This window comes from Embleya hyalina (assembly GCF_003967355.1).
Taxonomy (GTDB): Bacteria; Actinomycetota; Actinomycetes; order Streptomycetales; family Streptomycetaceae; genus Embleya; species Embleya hyalina.
In genome coordinates this window covers 737,287-757,392 of record NZ_BIFH01000014.1, presented here as the reverse complement: position 1 = coordinate 757,392, position 20,106 = coordinate 737,287, and the positions used below count along the sequence as shown (strand labels likewise).

Sequence of the window (20,106 nt, the reverse complement as noted above, 5' to 3'; positions counted from 1 at the left end):
CGCCCGGTGCCCCTGCCCCGCCCGTGTCGTTCGTATCCATGATGGTGGTGATGGTGCCCGCTCCGACGGCCGGGGTCCCGGCGTTGATCGCGAGCAAGCACTTCCCGATCGATTCGCCGTGCGAATTCGACCACCACGGCGCCGAGTCGGCTCGTTCCCGCACCGATCACGACGTTTGTCGGTCCCCTTCACCACCCGCCGACCCCACGTGACGGGCAATCGCCACCGTACAGCGCGGACGCGCCCCCACGCCGCGCATCTTGGCCACCACCAACTCGCCCAGCGGCGCGCCCGATACCGGCCCGAGCCGGGCCGCGGCCTCGGCTACGCTCGACGTGCCGACCGCCGCCCGGACCCGCTCGGCCGGATGGGGCACCGGCACCTCGGCCAATTCCGCCGCCGACCGCGCGTACAGCGGCAGTGCGAGCAGCGCCGCGCCGGCCACCAGGCCCGGCTCGTGCGCCCGCGCGGCCACGGTCACCAGCGCGCGCACCGTCGAGCGCGCCGCACCGGCCCGTGCCAACGCGGCGCACACACTCGCGCGCACCTCCTCCGCGCCGACCCCGCTCGCCGCGCCGATCCCGACCACCCACACCCGGGCGCCCGCCCCGGAGTCGGCCGATCCGCGGGCGTCGGTCGGCCGCGGATCACCCGTTCGCCGATCACCCGTCAAGAACGATCCCCCCACAACACGAACACCGGGTGCGCCGGCTCCAACCCCAGCGCCCCACCGCTCGGCGCCGACAATCGCGAGGCCTGCAACAGACAGCCGTCCACCGTGTACCCCGCCCGCTCCAACACCGCACGCGCCTCCGCCACCCGGTCCACCTCGGACAGCCCGGCGACGATCCGCTCCGGACGCCGCGCCGCACACGCCGCCAGCGTCGAGGGCCCGCCCCCGCCGACGAACACCACGTCGGGCAACGGCAATCGGGCCAGCACCTCGGGCGCCTTGCCGTGCACCACCTGCACCTCGACGCCGAACCGGGAGGCGTTCTCCGCGATCAGGTCGCACCGGAACGCGTCCTGCTCGATCGCGACCACCGCGGCGCCGTGCCGCGCGCACTCCACGCCGACCGAACCGCTGCCCGCGCCGACGTCCCAGACCAGATCGCCGAGCCGCGGCCCGAGTCGGGCCACCACGAGCGCGCGCACCTCGGCGCGGGTGATCGCGCCCGCCCGATGCGCGTACGACTCCTCGGCCAGCGCCCAGCCGCGCACCGGCCCGGGAAAACCGGGCCGTTCGCCCGCCAACCAGCCCGCCGCGGCGCCCGTGCGCGGCGCCGGACCGATCACGATCACCACGTCCACGTCGGACCACTCGTGCCCGACCGCATGCTCCGCGGAGACCATCGAGATCTCCTCGTCCTCGGTGCCCAGCCGCTCGCAGATCACGAACGTGCGCGGCACGTCGGCGAGCAGCGAGGCCAGTTCGGCCGGGCCCGCGCCGGAGCCGGTGAGCACGGCGACCTTGCCGAACGCCCGGCACAGGTTCGCCGCCCGGCGTACGTCCCGCCCCAGCGCGCTGACCACGCGGGCGTCGTCCCACGCCATCGACGCCCGGGCGAACGCCAGGGCGACCGAGGACACCGCGGGCACGATCTCCAACTCCAGGCCGTACTCGGGCCGGCGCAACAGCCGCACGATCCCGAAGAAGCCGGGATCGCCGATCGCGAGCACCACCGCGATGCCCCGATGCGCGCCGATCCGCTGCGCGGCCACGTGCACGTTGCCCAGCACCACCCGCTCGGCCCCGTCGGGCACCTCCACGGCCGCCAACACCCGCTCCGGCCCGGCGACCAACGTCGCCGCCCGCAGCGCCTGGACGGCCGGCGCCGACAGCGGCCCGCCGTCGTACCCGATCACGGTCACCCGATCAGCCATGGCCATCCCCCCTCGCCGCGCCGAACCCCGGGGGAGGCTCCGCGCGGACCTGCGGCGCCCGTGACCGGGCACCCGTTACCCGACACGACGTCGGCTCCCCCACCCGAGGTTGCGCCGATCACGCACCGAGAGTGACTCCCTCCCCGGCCGCCGGGGACACACCCGTCCCGGCGGCCGCCACACACGCGTCGACGAACCGCCGGGCCAGGTCCGGCGCGCCCGCCCAATGGGTGTGCAGGTACGACGCGTGCACCGACCCCACGACGTGCCCCTCGAAGCCCGTCTCCCCCAGGCTCCACGCGGGCCTGCCGCCCGCCCTCGGGGTGAGCGTGGTGCGATGGAACTCGTGTCCGCGCACCACCCGTCCGATCGCCGCGAGCACCGAGTCGTGCGCCGCCGTCGCCTCGCGATAGCCCAGGGTCAACCGCTCGGTCATCCGCGCGTCGGCGGCCAACACCCCGCACATCGGCGCACCGTCCAGACTCCGGGCCAGGTACAGCAACCCCGCGCACTCCGCCGCGATCGGCCCGCCGCGCCCGGCCAGCGCCACCACGTCCGCGCGCAGCGTCGCGTTCGCCGCCAACTCGGCGGCGTACACCTCGGGGAACCCGCCGCCCACCACCAGGCCCGAGGTCTCCTCGGGCAACCGCTCGTCGCGCAGCGGATCGACGGTGACCACCTCGGCCCCGGCCGCACTCAGCAGTTCGGCGGTCTCGGCATAGGCGAAGCTGAACGCCGAGCCGCCCGCGAGGGCGATTCTCGGCCGCCCGGCAACCGGGCCGCCGACCTCCTCGCCCGCGTCCCAGGGCGCGTCCGGCAGCGCCCCCGCACCCGCCGCGATCCGCCGTACGGCGGCCAAGTCCACGCTGCGCGCGATCAGTTCGCCGAGTGCTTCCACGGTGCGCACCGCGTCGGCATGCCGCTCGGCGACCGGGACCAGGCCCAGGTGCCGGGCGGGTTTGGCGATCGAGTCGTGTCGGCGCAGCACGCCCAGGACGGGCATGCCGATCTCGTCCAGCGCCTCGCGCAGCATGCTCTCGTGCCGGTCCGAGCCGACCCGGTTCAGGATCACCCCGGCCACGCCCACGGCCGGCTCGAAAGTGTCGAACCCGCGCACGAGCGCGGCCACCGAACGGCTCTGCGCCCGCGCGTCCACGACCAGCACCACCGGCGCCCCGAGCAACCGCGCGACATGCGCGGTGGAGGCGTATCCGCCACGCCCGGCCGCGCCGTCGAACAGCCCCATCACGCCCTCGATCACGGCCAGATCGGCCCCGCGCGCGCCGTGCGCGAACAGCGGCCCGATCCGCTCCTCCCCGACCAGGAACGGATCGAGGTTGCGGCCGACCCGACCGGCCGCCAACGCGTGATACCCGGGGTCGATGTAGTCCGGCCCCACCTTGTGCGCGGAAACCGCGTCGCCACGCCGGGTGAACGCGGCGATCAGCCCGGTGGCCACGGTGGTCTTCCCATGCCCGGAGGCGGGCGCGGCGATCACCACCCGCGGCGGAGCACTCACCACTCGATGCCCCGCTGGCCCTTTTGCCCGGCGTCCATCGGGTGCTTGATCTTGGTCATCTCGGTGACCAGGTCTGCGGCCTCGATCAGACGCGGATCGGCATCACGACCGGTGATCACCACGTGCTGGCTGCCGGGCCGGTCCCGCAACACCGCGACCACCTCGTCCACGTCCACCCAGCCCCACTTCATCGGGTAGGTGAACTCGTCGAGCACGTACACCCGATACGTCTCCGCGGCCAGGTCCCGCTTGATCTGCTCCCAGCCCTGCCGAGCCGCCTCCGCGTGGTCCTCCTGGGTGCCCTCGCGCTGGATCCAGGACCAGCCCTCACCCATCTTGTGCCAGGTGACCGGCCCACCCTCCCCGGTCTCGGCGTGCAGACGCCCGAGGGTGCGCAACACACTCTCCTCGCCGACCTTCCACTTGGCCGACTTCACGAACTGGAACACCCCGACCGCCCACCCCTGATTCCACCCCCGCAGCGCGAGCCCGAAGGCGGCGGTCGACTTCCCTTTCCCAGCCCCGGTATGCACGACGACCAACGCCCGATTCCGCCGCTGACGCGTAGTCAGCCCATCAGCAGGCACATGCACGGGAACACCCTGCGGCACAACGATCTCCCTCCACCCATCCCAACCAACATTCCCGAACCCCCACCACAACCCCAGCCAAACCGCACCCCACCCGACACAACCAACTCAGCCCGTCCGGCACCTGAGGACACCCACCGCAAGCCCAGCCAAACCGCACCCCGCCCCGCCCAACGCAACCAACCTCAGCCCGTCCGGCGCTTGAGGACACCCACGGCAAGCACAACAGACCGGCAACCCGATCCGCCGAACCCACCCACCTCTCAGCCCGTCCGGCGCTTGAGGACCCGCACTCGGGCCACCCCATCACCCACGCCCGACCACTTCCAGCCCGTCCGGCGCATGAGGACCCCCCACGTCACGCCACCGAGCGCACATCCCGCACCAACCCGGCCAACCCCTCCGCCGCCAGTTCGTCCAACGTCACCACCGGCCCACCCAGATCCCCCGCAAGCCGGGCCGCCAGGCCCAACCGCACCGGACCGCTCTCACAGTCCACCACCAACGACGCGACGCCCCCGGCCGCCAACAACCGAGCCGCGCGCCGACTCTCGCCCAGCGCGTCCCGCCCACCCGTGGCCCGCCCGTCGGTGACCACCACGAGCAGCGGCCGACGCAACGGATCGCGCAGCCGCTCCACCCGCAACGTCTCGTGCGCGCGCAACAGTCCGGCCCCCACCGGCGTACGGCCCCCGGTCGGCAACGCCGCCAGCCGAGCCGCCCCGATCTCCACCGACGACGTCGGCGGCAACGCCAACGACGCACCCGCGCCCCGGAAGGTGACCAGCCCGACCTTGTCCCGCCGCTGATAGGCGTCCAGCAGCAGGGACAACACCGCGCCCTTGACCGCCTGCATGCGCTTGCGCGCCGCCATCGACCCGGACGCGTCCACCACGAACAGCACCAGGTTGCCCTCGCGCCCCTCACGGACCGCCTCACGCAGATCGGCGCGCCGCAGCAGCAACCCCGCGCCGGTACGTCCGCGCGCCTTCTGGTGCAGCGCCGCCGCCCGCACCGTGGCCGCGACATGCAGCCGGGTCACCCGGCCCGCGGCGACCTGCGCGCCGGTGGTACGCCCGCTCGCGGTCCGCGCGCGCGAACGGCGCCCGGCCGCGCCCTGCCCGACCCCGGGCACCGCGAACAGCCGGGTGCGATACGGCTCGGCCGCCGCCACCGCGGCCTGCTCCCGCCCACCGTCCGAACCGGCCGGCGCGCCCGCCACCGGAGCGTCCTCGGTACCGGGCGCCGAACTCGGCGCCGCCTCGGTCGACTTCGGCCCCTCGCTCCCCGCCCCATCCGCCTTGTCCGAGCCATTCGAGCCATCCGAGCGGTCCGCACCGTCCGACCGCTCCGACCCATCCGACCCCGCCGGCGGCTCCCCGCCTCCGTCCGGCCCGTCCCCCTCGGGCTCCGGCTCCGGTTCGGGCTCCGGCTCCTCCGGATCCCGCAACGCCTCGTCGAGCAGCGCCTCGTCCAGACCGGGCGCGTCGAACGGGTTGCGTCGCCGCCGGTGCGGCAGCGCCAACAGCGCGGCCTGTCGCACGTCCTCCGCCGTGACCTCGGTGCGCCCGTGCCAGGCGGCCAGCGCGATCGAGGTACGCGCCGTGACCAGGTCCGCCCGCATCCCGTCCACCTCGAACGACGCGCACACCCGGGCGATCCGCTCCAGTTCGGCGTCCGGCAACCGCACGTCGGGCAGCACCTTCCGAGCCGCCAGAATCCGCCCGGCCAGCGCGGCGTCCTCGTCCGCCCACCGCGCCGCGAACCCGTCGGGGTCGGCCTCGTAGGCCAACCGGCGCCGCACCACCTCGGCCCGCTCGCGCGGCTCCCGGCTCGCCGCCACCTCCACGGTGAGCCCGAACCGGTCCAGCAACTGCGGCCGCAGCTCGCCCTCTTCCGGGTTCATCGTGCCCACGAGCAGGAACCGCGCGGCGTGCCGCACGGACACCCCCTCGCGCTCCACATGCGAGGTGCCCATCGCCGCCGCGTCCAGGAGCAGGTCGACGAGGTGGTCGTGCAGCAGGTTGACCTCGTCGACGTACAACACGCCCCGGTGCGCGGCGGCCAGCAGCCCGGGTTCGTACGCCTTGACGCCCTCGGTGAGCGCCCGTTCGATGTCCAGCGAGCCGGCCAGCCGGTCCTCGCTGGCCCCGACCGGCAGTTCCACCAGACGCGCGGCGCGCGAGACGCCGCCGACGGCCGGATCGTGCGGGCCGTCGGGGCAGTGCTCGTCCGGCCGGACCGGTTCGCAGGAGAAGCGGCAACCCGGCACCACGGCGACCTCGGGCAGCTGACTCGCCAGCGCGCGCACCATGGTCGACTTGGCGGTGCCCTTCTCGCCCCGCACCAGCACCCCGCCGACCGCGGGCGAGACCGCGTTCAACACCAGGGCCAGGCGCAGGTCGGCCAGTCCGACGATGGCGGAGAACGGGTAGGCGGCGCTCATCGGCGCCGGCCCGGCATCGTCGATCCGCCATCGGATGTCCGTGCCGTGTGTATCGGTAGGAGCATCGCCGGGAACATCGGTATCAAGCACGCAGGCATGCGCCTTCGGCCTCCCTCGGGTGTCCACGCCCTGGTCGGTGGCGGGACCCGCGTTCGGGGTCCCGGACAGCGGCAAGTCTCTGGCTCACGTCCGCCCGAGGGCGTGCGTTCACAGTGGCGGGACCGCTCCGGGTTGCCGCATCGCGCCGCCGCCTCCGGATGTACCGGCATCGAGGTGTGGTCCGCGTCTCGTACGGCCGCGAACACACCTCGACACCGGGCCCGAAGGTGCTCCGCACGATCCGCCGGATTCCTTCCCTGCTGTCGGCCACACCCTCTCACATGCCCCGAAACACGCCACGGCCCCCGCCGGTGGGCGGGGGCCGTGGTGGGTGTGCGCCGCGGCGCGGGCGGTGGGATCACGCCGCCGGGATCAGAACGCGGCGAGCACGTTGCCCTTGTACTCGTCGGCGATGTACTTCTTCACCTCGGGCGAGTTCAGCAGCTTCGCCAGCTTCTGCACGCGCGGGTCGGTGTCCTTGCCCTTCTTGACCACCAGGACGTTCGCGTAGGGGTTGTTGTCGGCCTTCTCCACCGCGACGCCGTTCTTGCCCGGGGTCAGCCCCGCGTCCAGCGCGTAGTTGCCGTTGATCACCGCGCCGTCCACGTCGTCTAGCGCGCGGGGCAGCTGCGCCGCCTCGATCGCCTTGAACTTGAGCTTCTTCGGGTTGTCGGCGATGTCCTTCTCGGTCGCCGTGGTGGTGGCGCCGTCCTTGAGCTTGATCACGCCGTTGTCGGCGAGCAGCTTGAGCGCACGACCGCCGTTGGTGGCGTCGTTCGGGAACGCGATGGTCGCGCCGTCCTTGAGTTCGGCGAGCGACTTGACGTTCTTGGAGTAGAGCGCGAGCGGCTCCAGGTGCACCGGCACCACGGGGGTCAGGCTCTTGCCCTTCTCCTTGTTGTACTCCGCCAGATACGGCTTGTGCTGGAAGAAGTTGGCGTCGACCGCGCCCTCGTCCAGGGCCGGATTCTGCTGGGTGTAGTCCGAGAACTCCTTGATCTCCAGCTTCAGGCCCTCCTTCGCGGCGAGGTTGTCCTTGATGTACTTCAGGATCTGCGCGTGCGGGACGGCGGAGGCGGCGACCTTGAGCGGGTCGGAGGCGGACGAGCCCTTCTTGTCGTCGCTGCCGCAGGCGGCGAGACCGAGTCCGAGGGCGGCGACGGCGGAGATGGCGACGAACTTGTCGATACGCACGAAGAGTGCCTTTCCTGGTGGTGCGGTGTACGCGGGCGGAATGCCTCGCGTCGTACGGGGGCTAGGGCGACGTGCCGCGCTAGCGGTGGGCGAGCCTGCGGGAGAGCAGGTCGCCGAGGAATTGCACGAGTTGAACCAGGACGACGAGCACCGCGATGGTGACGAGCATCAGGTTCGTCTCGAAGCGTTGGTAGCCGTAGCGGATGGCCAGGTCGCCGAGCCCGCCGCCGCCGACCACACCCGCCATCGCGGAGTAGCCGACGATCGCGACGACGGTCACGGTGATCGCGGAGATGATCGACGGCACCGCCTCGCGCACGAGCACCTTGCGCACGACGGTGAACGTGCCCGCGCCCATCGACTGGGCGGCCTCGATCAGGCCCCGGTCCACCTCGCGCACCGCGGTCTCCACCAGGCGCGCGAAGAACGGGATGGCGCCCACGGTCAGCGGCACGATCGCGGCGTCGGTGCCGATGGTGGTCCCGGTCACCCAGCGGGTGAACGGGATCAGCGCGACGAGCAGGATCAGGAACGGGATCGACCGCCCCACGTTGACCACCAGGCCGAGCAGCTTGTTCGCCGGCGCGAAGGACAACGGCCCGCCGCGGTCGGTGAGGACGAGCAGGAGCCCGATCGGCAGACCGATCAGTACGGTGATCAGCGTCGCGACGCCGACCATGTACAGCGTCTCCTGGGTGGCCGTCTCCAGCAGTGGCCGCATCTCGGACCAGGTCATCGTCAGAGCTCCTTGCCCGCGAGCGCCACGCCGTCGGCGGCGGCGACGTCGGCGTCCGAGGTGGTGTGTTCGGTCCCCGACCCGGCTTCGGCCTCGTCGATCACGTCGACCTGGAGGCCCTGCTCGCGCAGGTAGCCGATCGGCACCACGTTGTGCTCGAAGGTGCCGTCGAGCGAGATCCGCATCCGGCCGATCTGCCGGCCGCCGACGCTCTCCACGGCCGCGCCCAGGACGTTGACGTCGACGTTGTAGGTGCGCGCGAGGGTGGAGATGAACGGCTGCGCCGTCTCCTCGCCGCGGAAGGTGATGTCGACCAGCGTGCGGCCCGCGAGCAAGGCGGGCGTACCCAGCGGGAACATCTCCCGGGCCAGCCGCGAGTCGGAGCGGCCGAGCAACTCGGGCACCGTGCCCGACTCGACGATCCGGCCGCCCTCCATCAGCGCGGCCGAGTCGCAGATGTTCTTGACCACGTCCATCTCGTGGGTGATCAGCAGGATGGTCAGGCCGAGTCGGTCGCGCAGGTCGCGCAGCAGGGCCAGGATCGAGCGGGTGGTCTCCGGGTCGAGCGCCGAGGTGGCCTCGTCGGACAGCAGCACGCGCGGTTCGGCGGCCAGCGCGCGGGCGATGCCCACCCGCTGCTTCTGCCCGCCGGACAGCTGTGCGGGATACGCCTTGGCGTGCTCGACGAGGCCGACCAGGTCGAGCAGTTCGGCGACCCGGCGGGCCCGGTCCCGGCGCGGCACCCCCGCGATCTCCAGCGGTACCGCGACGTTCCCGGCGACGGTGCGGCTGGAGAGGAGGTTGAAGTGCTGGAAGATCATCCCGATGCCGCGCCGCTCGGCGCGCAGCGCGCTCGCCGACAGCGAGGTCAACTCGCGCCCGCCCACCTCGACGGTGCCCGACGTGGGACGTTCCAGGAGGTTGACGCAGCGGATCAGGGTGCTCTTGCCGGCGCCGCTGCGGCCGAGCACGCCGAAGATCTCGCCTTCGCGTACGTGCAGGTCGACCCCGTCGAGCGCGGTCACCTGCCGTTCTCGGCTGCGATAGACCTTGCTCAGGGCAGTGGTACGGATCACCGTGAAGTCCTCGGGTGGATGTGCGTGCCGAATCGGGCCCGACGAAGGGCCGCGCGACTCGATCACACAGGGGGCGTGGCGGGGGTGACACCGGGGGCGCGGAGCGCTCGGCCCGGGAGAGGGGTCAGGCCCTCAAATCCTCAACAGCCACACATTCGACACATCTGACACGAACGGCGCATGCAACGACAACCCGTGGCGGTAGCCGCGGTGCCGGAGATGTGAGCCGTCGTGAACATGATCCGATTAAAGCAGACACCCGCCTCGCAATGGAAATGTCATCCCGCCCGAGCACCTGCGACCGGAGCCGACGAAGCCCCGGCCACCATGGATTCCATGGTGGCCGGGGCTTCGGGGGTGCTTCGTCCCGCGGGCGTCGATCAGGCCGCGAGGACGGCGGTCTTGCGCAGGTAGACCAGGCTCAGCCGGGGGCTGACCTTCTCGATCCGGCCGGAGACGTAGCCGAGGCGTTCGTACAGCCGCAGGTTGTTCTCGCTGCGGTGACCGGTGAACAACTCGTACTCGGCGGCGTCGGCGAGTTTCGCCTCGATCGCGCGCAGCAGCCGGGTGCCGAGCATGTGCCGCTGCAGCCGGGGGTGCACGATCAGCTTGCCGATCCGGGCCACACCGTCGTCGATGGTGCCGCGCACCGAGCCGACGACCTCCTCGCCCAGACGCGCCACCAGCACGGTGTGCGTCTCGAACTCGGCGCGCAGGCTCTCCAGGCTCTGCGTCAGCGGCTCGATGCCGTAGTCGTTGTACAGGGCGGCCTCGCCCTGGTAACAGAGGTACTGAAGCTTGAGAATCTGCTCGGCGTCGGATACGTCCGCCGTGCCGATACCCACGTTCTGCCCCATCGGATTGCTCCCCTGATCGCCCTGATCACCGCGCGGATGTGTGTGCCGCAGCGTCGAGCCCCGTGCCCGTCGCGAAGGGGGAGGGTTGTCCCCTTCTCGAACACGCGCGTGAACACTGCATTCGTCACTGTTCCACACGGCTTTTCCCGGACTTCTACCCGGCCCTCACCTACGCGCAATCCGGTGTTCAGGCAGCGTGTTCGACGAAGTGCGCCCGATGGGGTGAATCGCCGGAAAAATGCGTGTCGTGGAACGCGCGATGTGGCCACTGTGCGCGGCTCGCCATCCACTCCGGGTGACCCGGCCGACCGGCTCGGCCGGCTAGAGGCCCGTGACGCGGCGGACGACTCCCTCCTTGAGCGCGCGCACCATCGCGAACGGTTCGGTGGCCTGGTGCACGAGCAGCGTCAGGTGTGCGTCGGCCCCGACCACGTAGCGCGACTTGGGCGACTTCGTGGTGGCGGCCAGGGCGATCGTGTCGGCGACCGTCTCCGGCTCGCTCCACAGCGGCTTCATGATCGAAAAGCCCAGGTCCATCCGGCGGAACGCGGTCGCGAACGCGGTGCCGCGATGGCGCTCGACCGCATCGGCCATCTCCGCAGTGGCGCCGCTGCGGAAGCCGCCGGGCGAGACCACCACGACATCGATCCCGGCCCCGGCCAACTCCACCCGCAACGCGTCGGACGCCGCCTCCATCGCGTGCTTCCCGGCCTGATACCAGCCCAGCAGCGGGTACGTGATCCGCCCGGCCAGCGAGGAGATCTGCACCACCCGGCCCCACCCGCGTTCGCGCATGTGCGGAACGGCGAAGCGGGCCAGCCGCATCGGGCCGAACAGCGCGGTCTCCAGCTGGTGGCGGGCGTCCTCCTCCGACACGTCGAGCACGGGGGCGAACGAGGTACCGCCGGCGTTGTTGACCAGGATGTCGGGACGGATCCGCTCGATCACGTCCTCGCCGCCGGCCGCGTCGGTGACGTCCAGGAGCACGGTGCGCACCTCGACCCCGGCCGCGGTCGCCGCGGCCAGGACCGACTCGGCCTTGGCCGCCGTGCGCACACTGCCGACGGTGTCCACGCCCGCCCGGGCCAGCGCCAGCACGGTGGCCAGGCCGAGCCCGGAGTTGGCGCCGGTGACCAGTGCCGTTCTGCTCACGCGCGCCCCGCCTCGAACCCGGCGGCGTCGACCGCACGATCCTCCTCGACCCGGCGCGGACCGGGCACCTTGGGCGCGGCGGCCTCGGCCCCGCCCTCCGCGTCCCCCACGCCGAAGGGCTCGGCCGGCAGATCCCGCGTCGGGCGCGGCGGCGCGACCTCGTCCGCCGCCTTCAACAGGTGGTTCAACTGCTCGACGATGGCGTCCGCCAGGGCGAACGGGTCCGGCAGCGCGTCCCGATCGGCCAGCACGCCGATGTCGATCCGGTCGTCGTAGCTCATGCCACCGATGAACAGTCCGAAGCCGTCGGCGATGATCCCCATCGAGTGGAACGCCTCCACCCTCTGCCCGTGGGCATACAGCGGCCTGCGCGGACCGGGCACGTTCGAGACGGTGGCGTTGCACAACGCCGGCAACACGGACGCGAGTCGCGCCTCGCGGTAGAGCCCGCCGAGCGCCCCGAGCAGCGCCGGCGGCGGCGCCTCGGCCAGACCCGTGAGCAACTCGCTGCCCATCGCGCTCTGTACGGCCTTGGCCGCGTCGGAGTTCTCGTGCACGCACAGCAGCCGCTCGCCGGGCTCGGCCACGTCGGTGGCCAGCCCCACCAGCATCCCGGTGATCAGGTTGCCGCCGGCTCGCTCGCCGCCGTGCGTGGCGTCCACCGGCACCGTGGCGACCAGTTCTCGCTCGGGCAACTCGCCCAGGGCGTCGAGGTGTTCGCGCAGCGCACCGGACACCATCGCGAGCACCACGTCGTTGACCTTGACCCCGAAGGCGTTCTTGACCAGCTTGACGTCGGAGAGCGAGACACTGCAGAAGCCGTACGCCCGGTGCGGGCCGATCGGCTCGTTGAACCGGGTCCTGGGCACGTTCAGCGGCAACGCCCGGCCCAGCCGCCCGGTCAGCGCGGCCTGCACCACGCCCTGTCCCAGGCGGCCGAGTTGCCGGCCCACCCGTACGGGCGTGCCGGCCAGCGAGAGCGCGCCCTCGCGGAACGCGTCCCATCCCTCGGGCACCCCGCCCGACTCGCTCGGCGCGAGCACCGGCGCGGGCGTCGGCTCGGCCGGCGGGTCGGGGACGGCGTCGAAGAAGATCTCCTGCATCGCGGCGCCGGAGCGCCCGTCGATGCACGCGTGATGCACCTTCCACAGGTGCGCGACCCGCCCGTTCTCCAGGCCGTCGACGATCCACCACTCCCACAGCGGGCGGTCGCGGTCCAGGCGGTGGCGGTAGATCTCCTCGGCCATGGCGGTCAGTTCGCGCCGGCCGCCGGGGGCCGCCAGGGTGGCCCGACGCAGGTGGTTGCCCAGCTCGAAGTCGGGGTCGTCGACCCAGTGCGGCCGGGCCAGCCCCCACGGGCCGCGGACCAGTTTGCGGCGCAGCAGCGGCAGCCGGGGCAGTCGCGAGGCAAGCGTGCGCGCGAACGCGGCGCGGTCGACGCGGCCTCCGGTGTCCGAGGCGTCGACGATGGTCAGGCAGACGACGTGCGCCGGCCACTCCCGCGACTCCAGGGCCAGGAATGCCGAATCCAGACCGGAGAGCTTCACCAGGTATTCCTCCTCCCGATGCCCGACGAGGTCAGGGCATCCTCGATGAAGCGGTGCGCCCGCCGGTTCCACACGGCTCCGATGTGCGAGCCGCGGTACCAGCAGACGGATGGTTCCTCCCAGTGCTTCCAGAGCCGGTACGCCTGCTGTGGCGTGGCCATCCGATCGGCCAGGCCGGCGTAGACGAAGCGCCGCTCCAGCGGCACGCGGGGGGTCACCGCCAGCGGCGAGACCACACGATGGACCGTCTCGGCGTCGGCGCCGAGCAACCCCGCCGCGCGCACCTCGCGCTCGATGTCGCCGGGTACGTGGTGCGACATCACCCACGCCATGTCGACCGAGGGCACGCCGACGACCACGCAGTCCAGGTCCTCCAGGCCCGCGACCAGGGCGGCGACGTAGCCGCCCAGCGAGAGCCCGTGCACGGCGACGGGGGTGTCGGCGTCGCCCTGCCCGCGCACCCAGTCCAGGCAGCGGCGCACGTCCCACACGGCCTGTCCCAGGCCGTGCACGTTGCCGAGGTAGTCGAACGAGATGAACGTGCCGTCGTGGGTGCGCGTGCTCTTGCGCGGCCCGTGCATGGGCAGCACCGGGTGGATCACGTTGACGCCGAGTTCGCGGTGCAGCCGCGGCGAGCGGAACGTGGCCAGGTCGCCGGGTCGGCCCATGCCGAATCCGTGCAGGTTCACCAGCCACGGCCGCGGTGCGCCGGGGTGGCGCAGTACGTACGCCCAGACCCGCTGATTGGCGCCCGCGCCCTGCCACCGGGTGGCCCCCGGCACCCCGGCCCGGGGCATGTACCCGCTCTCGAAGGTCAGTTGCTCGTAGCCGATGGTGCCGTAGAGCCGGTCCCGGAGCACCGGGTCCTCCGGGGCGGGCGGTTCGGGGTGGAACCGGGTCGGATCGTCGAGGTAGCCCTCGGCGCGGAACTTGGCCACCGCGTCGGCGATCTCGGTCCGGATCCGTTGGGCGTCCTCGGGGTCCGGGGACAGTCGGCCGCCGGCCAGGACGGCCACCACGAGTTCGTCCAGGAAGGCCGCGGAGACCAGTCCCGGGGTGGGGAACACGGTGGGTATCTCGGGATATCGGCGCCGCTCGGCGCGCAGCGACCGCACATAGGAGCGCACCCCGAAGCCCACCGAGGAGGGGACACCGCGCAGCAGCGCGCCGACCGGCAGATCCGCGAGCACGGCGGCGGACTTCTCCCCCTGGGAACGTATTCGACGCAGGTGATCGAGCATGCCGATCCCTCCCCTCGATCCGAGCCGACCCTAATACGGAATCAACGGAGCGAACACGAATGGTCGCTTTTGGTAACCGCGATTTCACAATTGGGAATGGAACCGCAACTTACGCTCACACTCGTGCAATCACCCCGAACCGGACGTCTCACGGCATGCGGACACGACGATGGGCCCGCCACCTCCCCCCGGAGGTTGCGGGCCCATCGTCTCAGGTCGATCCCGGTGCCGTACGGCGTTACACGCCGGCCCACTTGCGCTGGCCGGCCAGGTCCGCCCGAAGCTCGCCGAGTTGCTCGGCGACCCGGACCGGGGCGGTGCCCCCGTGTCCGTCACGCGAGGCGACCGAGCCGGACACGGTCAGTACCGAGCGCACCTCCGGGGTCAACTCCGGCGAGATCTCCGCGAGTTGATCGTCCGTCAGGTCCCACAGCTCGATCCCGCGCGGCTCGCAGTACTTCACACACGCGCCGGCCACCTCGTGCGCCACCCGGAACGGGGTGCCGCGGCGGACCAGCCACTCGGCGATGTCGGTGGCCAACGAGAAGCCGGCCGGCGCCAGTTCGGCCAGCCGCTCGCGGTGGAAGGTGAGCGTGGCGATCATCCCGGTGAACGCCGGGAGCAGGACTTCGAGCGTGTCGCACGAGTCGAAGACCGGCTCCTTGTCCTCCTGGAGGTCGCGGTTGTAGGCCAGCGGCAGCGCCTTCAGGGTGGCCATCAAGCCGGTCAGGTTGCCGATCAGCCGGCCCGACTTGCCGCGCGCCAGCTCCGCGATGTCGGGGTTCTTCTTCTGCGGCATGATCGAGGAGCCGGTGGAGAAGGCGTCGTCCAGCGTGACGAAGGAGAACTCCTTCGTGTTCCAGACGATGATCTCCTCGGCCAGCCGGGACAGGTTCACCCCGAGCATCGCGGTGACGAACGCGAACTCCGCGGCGAAGTCGCGCGAGGCGGTGCCGTCGATCGAGTTCGCCGACGACGCGGAGAAGCCGAGGTCGCGGGCCACCGACTCGGGGTCGAGCCCGAGGGAGGATCCGGCGAGCGCGCCGGACCCGTACGCCGACACGTCGGCGCGCCGGTCCCAGTCGCGCAGCCGGTCGGCGTCGCGCGCGAAGGCCTGCACGTGGGCGAGCAGGTGGTGCGCGAGCAGCACCGGCTGGGCATGCTGGAGGTGGGTGCGGCCCGGCATCACCGCGTCGGGATGCGCGGCGGCCTGCTCGATCAGCGCCTCCTGGAGGTCGGCGAGCAGCCGGCCCAGGATCCGCGCGTGGTCGCGCAGGTACATCCGGCCCAGGGTGGCGATCTGGTCGTTGCGCGAACGGCCCGCGCGCAGCTTGCCGCCCAGGTCGGGGCCGAGGATGTCGAGCAGGCCGCGCTCCAGCGCGGTGTGCACGTCCTCGTCGGCGATGGTGGCGACCAGGACACCGGACTCGACGTGCTCTCGGAGCGTGTCCAGGCCGGCCAGCATGCGGGCCAGCTCGTCGTCGGTGAGCAGTGCGGCCGCGTGCAGGACCCGGGCGTGCGCCCGGGAGCCGGCGATGTCGTACGGCGCGAGCCGCCAGTCGAAGTGCACGCTGGCGGAGAGCAGGGCCAAAGCCTCGGAGGGGCCGCCGGAGAAACGGCCGCCCCACAGGCTCACCCGGTCGGTGTTGTCGGTCACGATTGCCCGTCCCGCCGCGCGGCGATCTTGCCGGAGAGCCCGAACAGCTCGATGAAGCCCTTGGCCTGCGACTGGTCGAACGTGTCGCCGGTGTCGTAGGTGGCGAGACCGAAGTCGTAGAGCGACTCCTCGCTGCGCCGACCGGTGACCACGGCCCGCCCGCCGTGCAGCGTCATCCGGATGTCGCCGGACACGTGCCGGTTGGCCTCGGCGACGAAGCCGTCGAGGGCCCGCTTGAGCGGGGAGAACCACAGGCCGTCGTAGACCAGTTCGGCCCAGCGCTGCTCGATGGTGCGCTTGTAGCGGGCCAGTTCGCGCTCGACGGTGACGTTCTCCAACTCCTGGTGCGCGGTGATCAGCGCGATCGCGCCCGGGGCCTCGTAGACCTCGCGGCTCTTGATGCCGACCAACCGGTCCTCGACCATGTCGATCCGGCCCACGCCCTGCGCGCCCGCCCGCCGGTTCAGCTCCTCGATCGCCTGGAGCACGGTGACCTCGCGGCCGTCGACGGCCACCGGCGCGCCGTGCTCGAAGGTGATCACCACCTCGTCCGCGTCCCGCGCGTCGGCCGGGTTTTGCGTGTACTCGTACACGTCCTCGATCGGCGCGTTCCAGATGTCCTCCAGGAAGCCGGTCTCCACGGCCCGCCCGAAGACGTTCTGGTCGATCGAGTACGGCGACTTCTTCGTGGTGACGATCGGCAGGTTCTTCGCCTCGGCGAAGGCGATCGCCTTGTCCCGGGTCATCGCGTAGTCGCGGACCGGGGCGATGCAGGTCAGGTCGGGGGCGAGGGAGGAGATGCCCACCTCGAAGCGGACCTGGTCGTTGCCCTTGCCGGTGCAGCCGTGCGCGACGGTGGTCGCGCCGTGCTTCCGCGCGGCGGCGACCAGGTGCTTGACGATCACCGGCCGAGACAGCGCGGAGACCAGCGGATAGCGGTCCATGTAGAGCGCGTTGGCCCGGATGGCCGGCAGGCAGTAGCCGTCGGCGAACTCGTCGCGGGCGTCCGCGACCTCGGCCTCGACCGCGCCGCAGGCCAGCGCCCGCTTGCGGATGATGTCCAGGTCCTCGCCGTTCTGGCCGACGTCGACGGCCACCGCGATGACCTCGGCGCCGGTCTCCTCGGCGATCCATGGGATACAGACGGAGGTGTCTAGACCTCCGGAATAGGCGAGTACGACGCGCTCGGTCACGAGCGATTTCTCCTTACGAATGAGCGGTTCGGCAGATGTGGTGCGGGGTTCGGCCCGAGCCGAGCGCTCTGGCGGTGTGCGGAAGTGGGTGGTTGCGGCCGGGCCGGCCCGCCTATCCCTTGTGCTCGGCGAGCGCCAGGAGGTACGCGGCGAGCGCCGCGCCGCCCTCCGGGTCGCGCGAGACCATCAGGATGGTGTCGTCGCCGGCGATGGTGCCCAGGATCAACCGGGACTCGGCGTGGTCCATCGCGGAGGCCAGGAACTGGGCCGCCCCGGGCGGTGTGCGCACCACCACGAGGTTGCCCGACGCCTCGGCCGACACCAGCAGTTCCCCGGCCAGCCGGGACAGCCGCCCCTCGACCGCGGACTCCTCCAGCGGCGCCCGGGGGGTGCGATCGCCGCCCTCCGCCGGCACGGCGTAGATCAGCGATCCCTCCGCGTCGCGGATCTTCACCGCGCCGAGTTCGTCGAGGTCCCGGGACAGCGTGGCCTGGGTGACGGCGAGGCCGTCCTCGGCGAGCAGCCGGGCGAGTTGGTTCTGCGACCGGACCGGGTGTCGGGTCAGGATGTCGACGATCCGCCGGTGGCGGGCGATCCGGGTGCTGGGCACCGCGTATACGCCCTCGACCGGGGTCGCGTCGGTGCCGGGCTCGCTGCCGCCGGGCTCGCTGGTCATGGGCCGACCCCGCCTAGCGCCGCACGCGTCGTCGTCGGACGGTGTTCACGAAGTTCCTCCGGCGGGTACGGCGGCGAGGCCGGCGTCCAGGATTGCGGGCAGCGCCCCGAGCAGCGCGTCCACGTCCGCGTCGTCGACGACGAGCGGCGGGGCGAGCCGGACCCGGGTGGGCACGGCGGCGTTGACGAGGAAACCCGCGTCCTGCGCCGCCCGTTGCACGGCCTGCGCCACCGGTGCGGTGAGCACGATACCGATCAACAGGCCCGCTCCGCTCACTTCGTCGACGAGCGGATGGGCGATCTTGTCGATTCCCGCCCGCAGTCGTTCGCCGAGTTGCGCCGAACGGGTGCACAGGTCGTCGTTCTCGATCGTGTCGAGCACCGCGAGCGCCGCGGCGCAGCAGATCGGGTTGCCGCCGAACGTGGTGCCGTGCTGGCCCGGCTGGAACAACTCGGCCGCGGATCCGAAGGCGACACAGGCGCCGATCGGCAGCCCGCCGCCCAGGCCCTTGGCCAGCGTCACCACGTCGGGCTCGATGCCGAGCGGCTGGTGGGCGAACCAGGCGCCGGTGCGGGCTATGCCGGTCTGGATCTCGTCCAGGATCAGCAGCGCGCCGTGCGCGGCGGTGATCTCCCGGGCCGCGGCCAGGTAGCCCTCGCCGGGCATGACCACGCCGCTCTCGCCCTGGATGGGCTCCAGGATCACCGCGGCGGTCTGCGGACCGACGGCGGCGCGCAGCGCGTCGACGTCGCCGTAGGGCACGAAGTCGACGCCGCCGGGCAGCGGGGCGAACGGCTCGCGCTTGGCGGGCTGGCCGGTCATCGCCAGCGCGCCCATGGTGCGGCCGTGGAAGCCGCCCTCGGCGGCGATGACCTGCGGCCGGCCGGTGCGCCGGGCGATCTTGAACGCGGCCTCGTTGGCCTCGGCGCCCGAGTTGCCGAAGTAGACCCGGCCGGGGCGGCCGAACAGACCGAGCAGCCGCTCGGCGAGTGCCACGGGCGGTTCGGCGATGTAGAGGTTGGACACGTGGCCCAGCCGGCCCAGCTGCGCGCTCACCGCGGCGGCGATCGCCGGGTGCGCGTGGCCGAGCGCGTTGACCGCGATGCCGCCGAGGAAGTCGACGTAGGTGTTGCCCGCGCCGTCCACGACGCGCGCGCCCGAGCCGCTGGTCAGCTCGATCGCGGGTGTGCCGTAGTTGTGCATCAGCGCCTGGTTCCACCGCTGCGTCAGCGCACCGGCGGCACCGCTCTCGGTGATGGTCACGCCGCCCCCTCGGAGTCTTCGTGGTCGATGTTCGCGTGGTCGATGTCGGCCGCGACCGCGGCGGGCTTGTCCCGGGCGGGCACCACCATGGTCCCGATCCCCTCGTCGGTGAACACCTCGAGGAGCAGCGAGTGCGCGACGCGCCCGTCGAGCACGTGTGCGGCCGGCACCCCGGCCTGCACGGCCCGCAGGCACGCCTCCATCTTGGGCAGCATGCCGGTGGACAGGTTCGGCATCAGCGCGGCCAACTCGTCGGCGTCCAGGCGCGATATCACCTCGTCGCTGACCGGCCAGTCGGCGTACAGCCCCTCGACGTCGGTGAGCACGACCAGCTTCTCCGCGCCGAGCGCCACCGCGAGCGCCGAGGCCGCGGTGTCGGCGTTGACGTTGTAGACGTGCCCGTCGGCACCGCGCGCGATCGAGGAGATCACCGGTATCCGGTTGTCGTCGAGCAGCGCCCGGATCGCGCCGGGGTCGACCTCGACGATGTCGCCGACCAGGCCGATGTCGACCGACTCGCCGTCCACGACCGCGAGCCGCTTCTCCGCGGTCATCGTGTGCGCGTCCTCGCCGGTCATCCCGATGGCGAACGGCCCGTGCCGGTTGATCAGGCCGACGATCTCGCGCTGCACCTGGCCGGCGAGGACCATGCGCACCACGTCCATCGCCTCGGGCGTGGTCACCCGAAGGCCGCCCGCGAACGAGGACTCGATGCCGAGCCGGTCGAGCTGCGCGCTGATCTGCGGGCCGCCGCCGTGCACGATCACCGGGCGCAGCCCGGCGAACCGCAGGAACACCAGGTCCTGGGCGAACGCCTGCTTGAGCGCGTCGTCGACCATGGCGTTGCCGCCGAACTTGATCACCACGGTCTTGCCGTAGAAGCGCTCCAACCACGGCAACGCCTCGATCAGCGTGTGCGCCTTGGCCAGTGCCGCGTTGTTGCGCCCCTGTTTGTCGGCCGGTTCCGTCCGCATCC

17 protein-coding genes are annotated in these 20,106 nt (G+C 72.2%); all 17 read right to left on the bottom strand.

Translation table 11 applies throughout. The features are described from left to right. Window positions 1-166: 166 nt before the first annotated feature. The 17 genes from EMA17_RS07450 to argB all read right to left on the bottom strand — a co-directional run bounded on the left by EMA17_RS07450 (window position 167) and on the right by argB (window position 20,104). Entirely contained in the window at window positions 167-673 is a 507-nt protein-coding gene (locus EMA17_RS07450) for a cobalamin biosynthesis protein (protein ID WP_246126504.1), read from the bottom strand. Beyond that, window positions 670-1,884: a precorrin-6y C5,15-methyltransferase (decarboxylating) subunit CbiE gene (gene cbiE / locus EMA17_RS07445; RefSeq protein WP_126636076.1), complete on the bottom strand. Its 1,215-nt coding sequence runs from the start codon at window positions 1,882-1,884 to the stop codon at window positions 670-672. The genes EMA17_RS07450 and cbiE overlap by 4 nt, the downstream gene beginning before the upstream one ends. A 118-nt stretch (window positions 1,885-2,002) precedes the next feature. Continuing rightward, window positions 2,003-3,406 carry a cobyrinic acid a,c-diamide synthase CobB gene (locus tag EMA17_RS07440; protein ID WP_218042686.1) on the bottom strand — a complete coding sequence of 468 codons (1,404 nt, stop codon included), beginning with the start codon at window positions 3,404-3,406 and terminating at the stop codon, window positions 2,003-2,005. Next, window positions 3,400-4,014: a cob(I)yrinic acid a,c-diamide adenosyltransferase gene (gene cobO / locus EMA17_RS07435; protein WP_126636074.1), complete on the bottom strand. Its 615-nt coding sequence runs from the start codon at window positions 4,012-4,014 to the stop codon at window positions 3,400-3,402. Before cobO ends, EMA17_RS07440 begins: the two co-directional genes overlap by 7 nt. Window positions 4,015-4,351: 337 nt before the next feature. Continuing rightward, window positions 4,352-6,439: a putative cobaltochelatase gene (locus EMA17_RS07430; protein ID WP_126636073.1), complete on the bottom strand. Its 2,088-nt coding sequence runs from the start codon at window positions 6,437-6,439 to the stop codon at window positions 4,352-4,354. Between the two features lie 471 nt (window positions 6,440-6,910). Beyond that, the gene (locus EMA17_RS07425) at window positions 6,911-7,732 is read right to left on the bottom strand and encodes a MetQ/NlpA family ABC transporter substrate-binding protein (RefSeq protein WP_126636072.1); all 822 of its coding nucleotides are present in this window, start codon (window positions 7,730-7,732) and stop codon (window positions 6,911-6,913) included. Window positions 7,733-7,811: 79 nt separating this feature from the next. Beyond that, a complete protein-coding gene (locus EMA17_RS07420) occupies window positions 7,812-8,468 on the bottom strand; it encodes a methionine ABC transporter permease (RefSeq protein ID WP_078978636.1) in 657 nt (218 codons plus the stop codon). Window positions 8,469-8,470: 2 nt separating this feature from the next. Continuing rightward, the gene (locus tag EMA17_RS07415) at window positions 8,471-9,544 is read right to left on the bottom strand and encodes a methionine ABC transporter ATP-binding protein (protein WP_126636071.1); all 1,074 of its coding nucleotides are present in this window, start codon (window positions 9,542-9,544) and stop codon (window positions 8,471-8,473) included. 380 nt (window positions 9,545-9,924) lie between these two features. Beyond that, window positions 9,925-10,401, bottom strand: a complete 477-nt coding sequence (locus EMA17_RS07410) for a GNAT family N-acetyltransferase (protein ID WP_078978635.1) — start codon at window positions 10,399-10,401, stop codon at window positions 9,925-9,927. Between the two features lie 321 nt (window positions 10,402-10,722). After that, complete coding sequence (locus tag EMA17_RS07405; RefSeq protein ID WP_126636070.1) at window positions 10,723-11,553, bottom strand: SDR family NAD(P)-dependent oxidoreductase; 831 nt, start codon at window positions 11,551-11,553, stop codon at window positions 10,723-10,725. Continuing rightward, a complete protein-coding gene (locus tag EMA17_RS07400; RefSeq protein ID WP_160161338.1) occupies window positions 11,550-13,100 on the bottom strand; it encodes a wax ester/triacylglycerol synthase family O-acyltransferase in 1,551 nt (516 codons plus the stop codon). Before EMA17_RS07400 ends, EMA17_RS07405 begins: the two co-directional genes overlap by 4 nt. Then, window positions 13,097-14,341 (bottom strand): alpha/beta hydrolase family protein, encoded by a 1,245-nt coding sequence (locus tag EMA17_RS51655; protein WP_160161337.1) that lies wholly within the window; start codon window positions 14,339-14,341, stop codon window positions 13,097-13,099. The genes EMA17_RS07400 and EMA17_RS51655 overlap by 4 nt, the downstream gene beginning before the upstream one ends. Before the next feature lie 238 nt (window positions 14,342-14,579). Beyond that, entirely contained in the window at window positions 14,580-15,998 is a 1,419-nt protein-coding gene (argH, locus tag EMA17_RS07395; RefSeq protein WP_126636068.1) for an argininosuccinate lyase, read from the bottom strand. After that, window positions 15,995-17,191, bottom strand: a complete 1,197-nt coding sequence (locus EMA17_RS07390) for an argininosuccinate synthase (protein ID WP_126636067.1) — start codon at window positions 17,189-17,191, stop codon at window positions 15,995-15,997. Before EMA17_RS07390 ends, argH begins: the two co-directional genes overlap by 4 nt. Before the next feature lie 112 nt (window positions 17,192-17,303). After that, on the bottom strand, window positions 17,304-17,867 hold the full coding sequence (locus EMA17_RS07385) for an arginine repressor (protein WP_246126503.1): 564 nt from the start codon (window positions 17,865-17,867) through the stop codon (window positions 17,304-17,306). 45 nt (window positions 17,868-17,912) lie between these two features. Further along, entirely contained in the window at window positions 17,913-19,124 is a 1,212-nt protein-coding gene (locus EMA17_RS07380; protein ID WP_126636153.1) for an acetylornithine transaminase, read from the bottom strand. Window positions 19,125-19,126: 2 nt separating this feature from the next. Then, the gene (gene argB / locus EMA17_RS07375; protein WP_126636066.1) at window positions 19,127-20,104 is read right to left on the bottom strand and encodes an acetylglutamate kinase; all 978 of its coding nucleotides are present in this window, start codon (window positions 20,102-20,104) and stop codon (window positions 19,127-19,129) included. Window positions 20,105-20,106: the final 2 nt, after the last annotated feature.

Bases quoted from the DNA above. Each gene is read 5' to 3' on its own strand.
- cbiE (WP_126636076.1), bottom strand. From the start codon at position 1,884: ATGGCTGATCGGGTGACCGTGATCGGGTACGACGGCGGGCCGCTGTCG.
- EMA17_RS07430 (WP_126636073.1), bottom strand. From the start codon at position 6,439: ATGAGCGCCGCCTACCCGTTCTCCGCCATCGTCGGACTGGCCGACCTG.
- EMA17_RS07420 (WP_078978636.1), bottom strand. From the start codon at position 8,468: ATGACCTGGTCCGAGATGCGGCCACTGCTGGAGACGGCCACCCAGGAG.
- EMA17_RS07410 (WP_078978635.1), bottom strand. From the start codon at position 10,401: ATGGGGCAGAACGTGGGTATCGGCACGGCGGACGTATCCGACGCCGAG.
- EMA17_RS51655 (WP_160161337.1), bottom strand. From the start codon at position 14,341: ATGCTCGATCACCTGCGTCGAATACGTTCCCAGGGGGAGAAGTCCGCC.
- EMA17_RS07385 (WP_246126503.1), bottom strand. From the start codon at position 17,867: ATGACCAGCGAGCCCGGCGGCAGCGAGCCCGGCACCGACGCGACCCCG.
- argB (WP_126636066.1), bottom strand. From the start codon at position 20,104: ATGCGGACGGAACCGGCCGACAAACAGGGGCGCAACAACGCGGCACTG.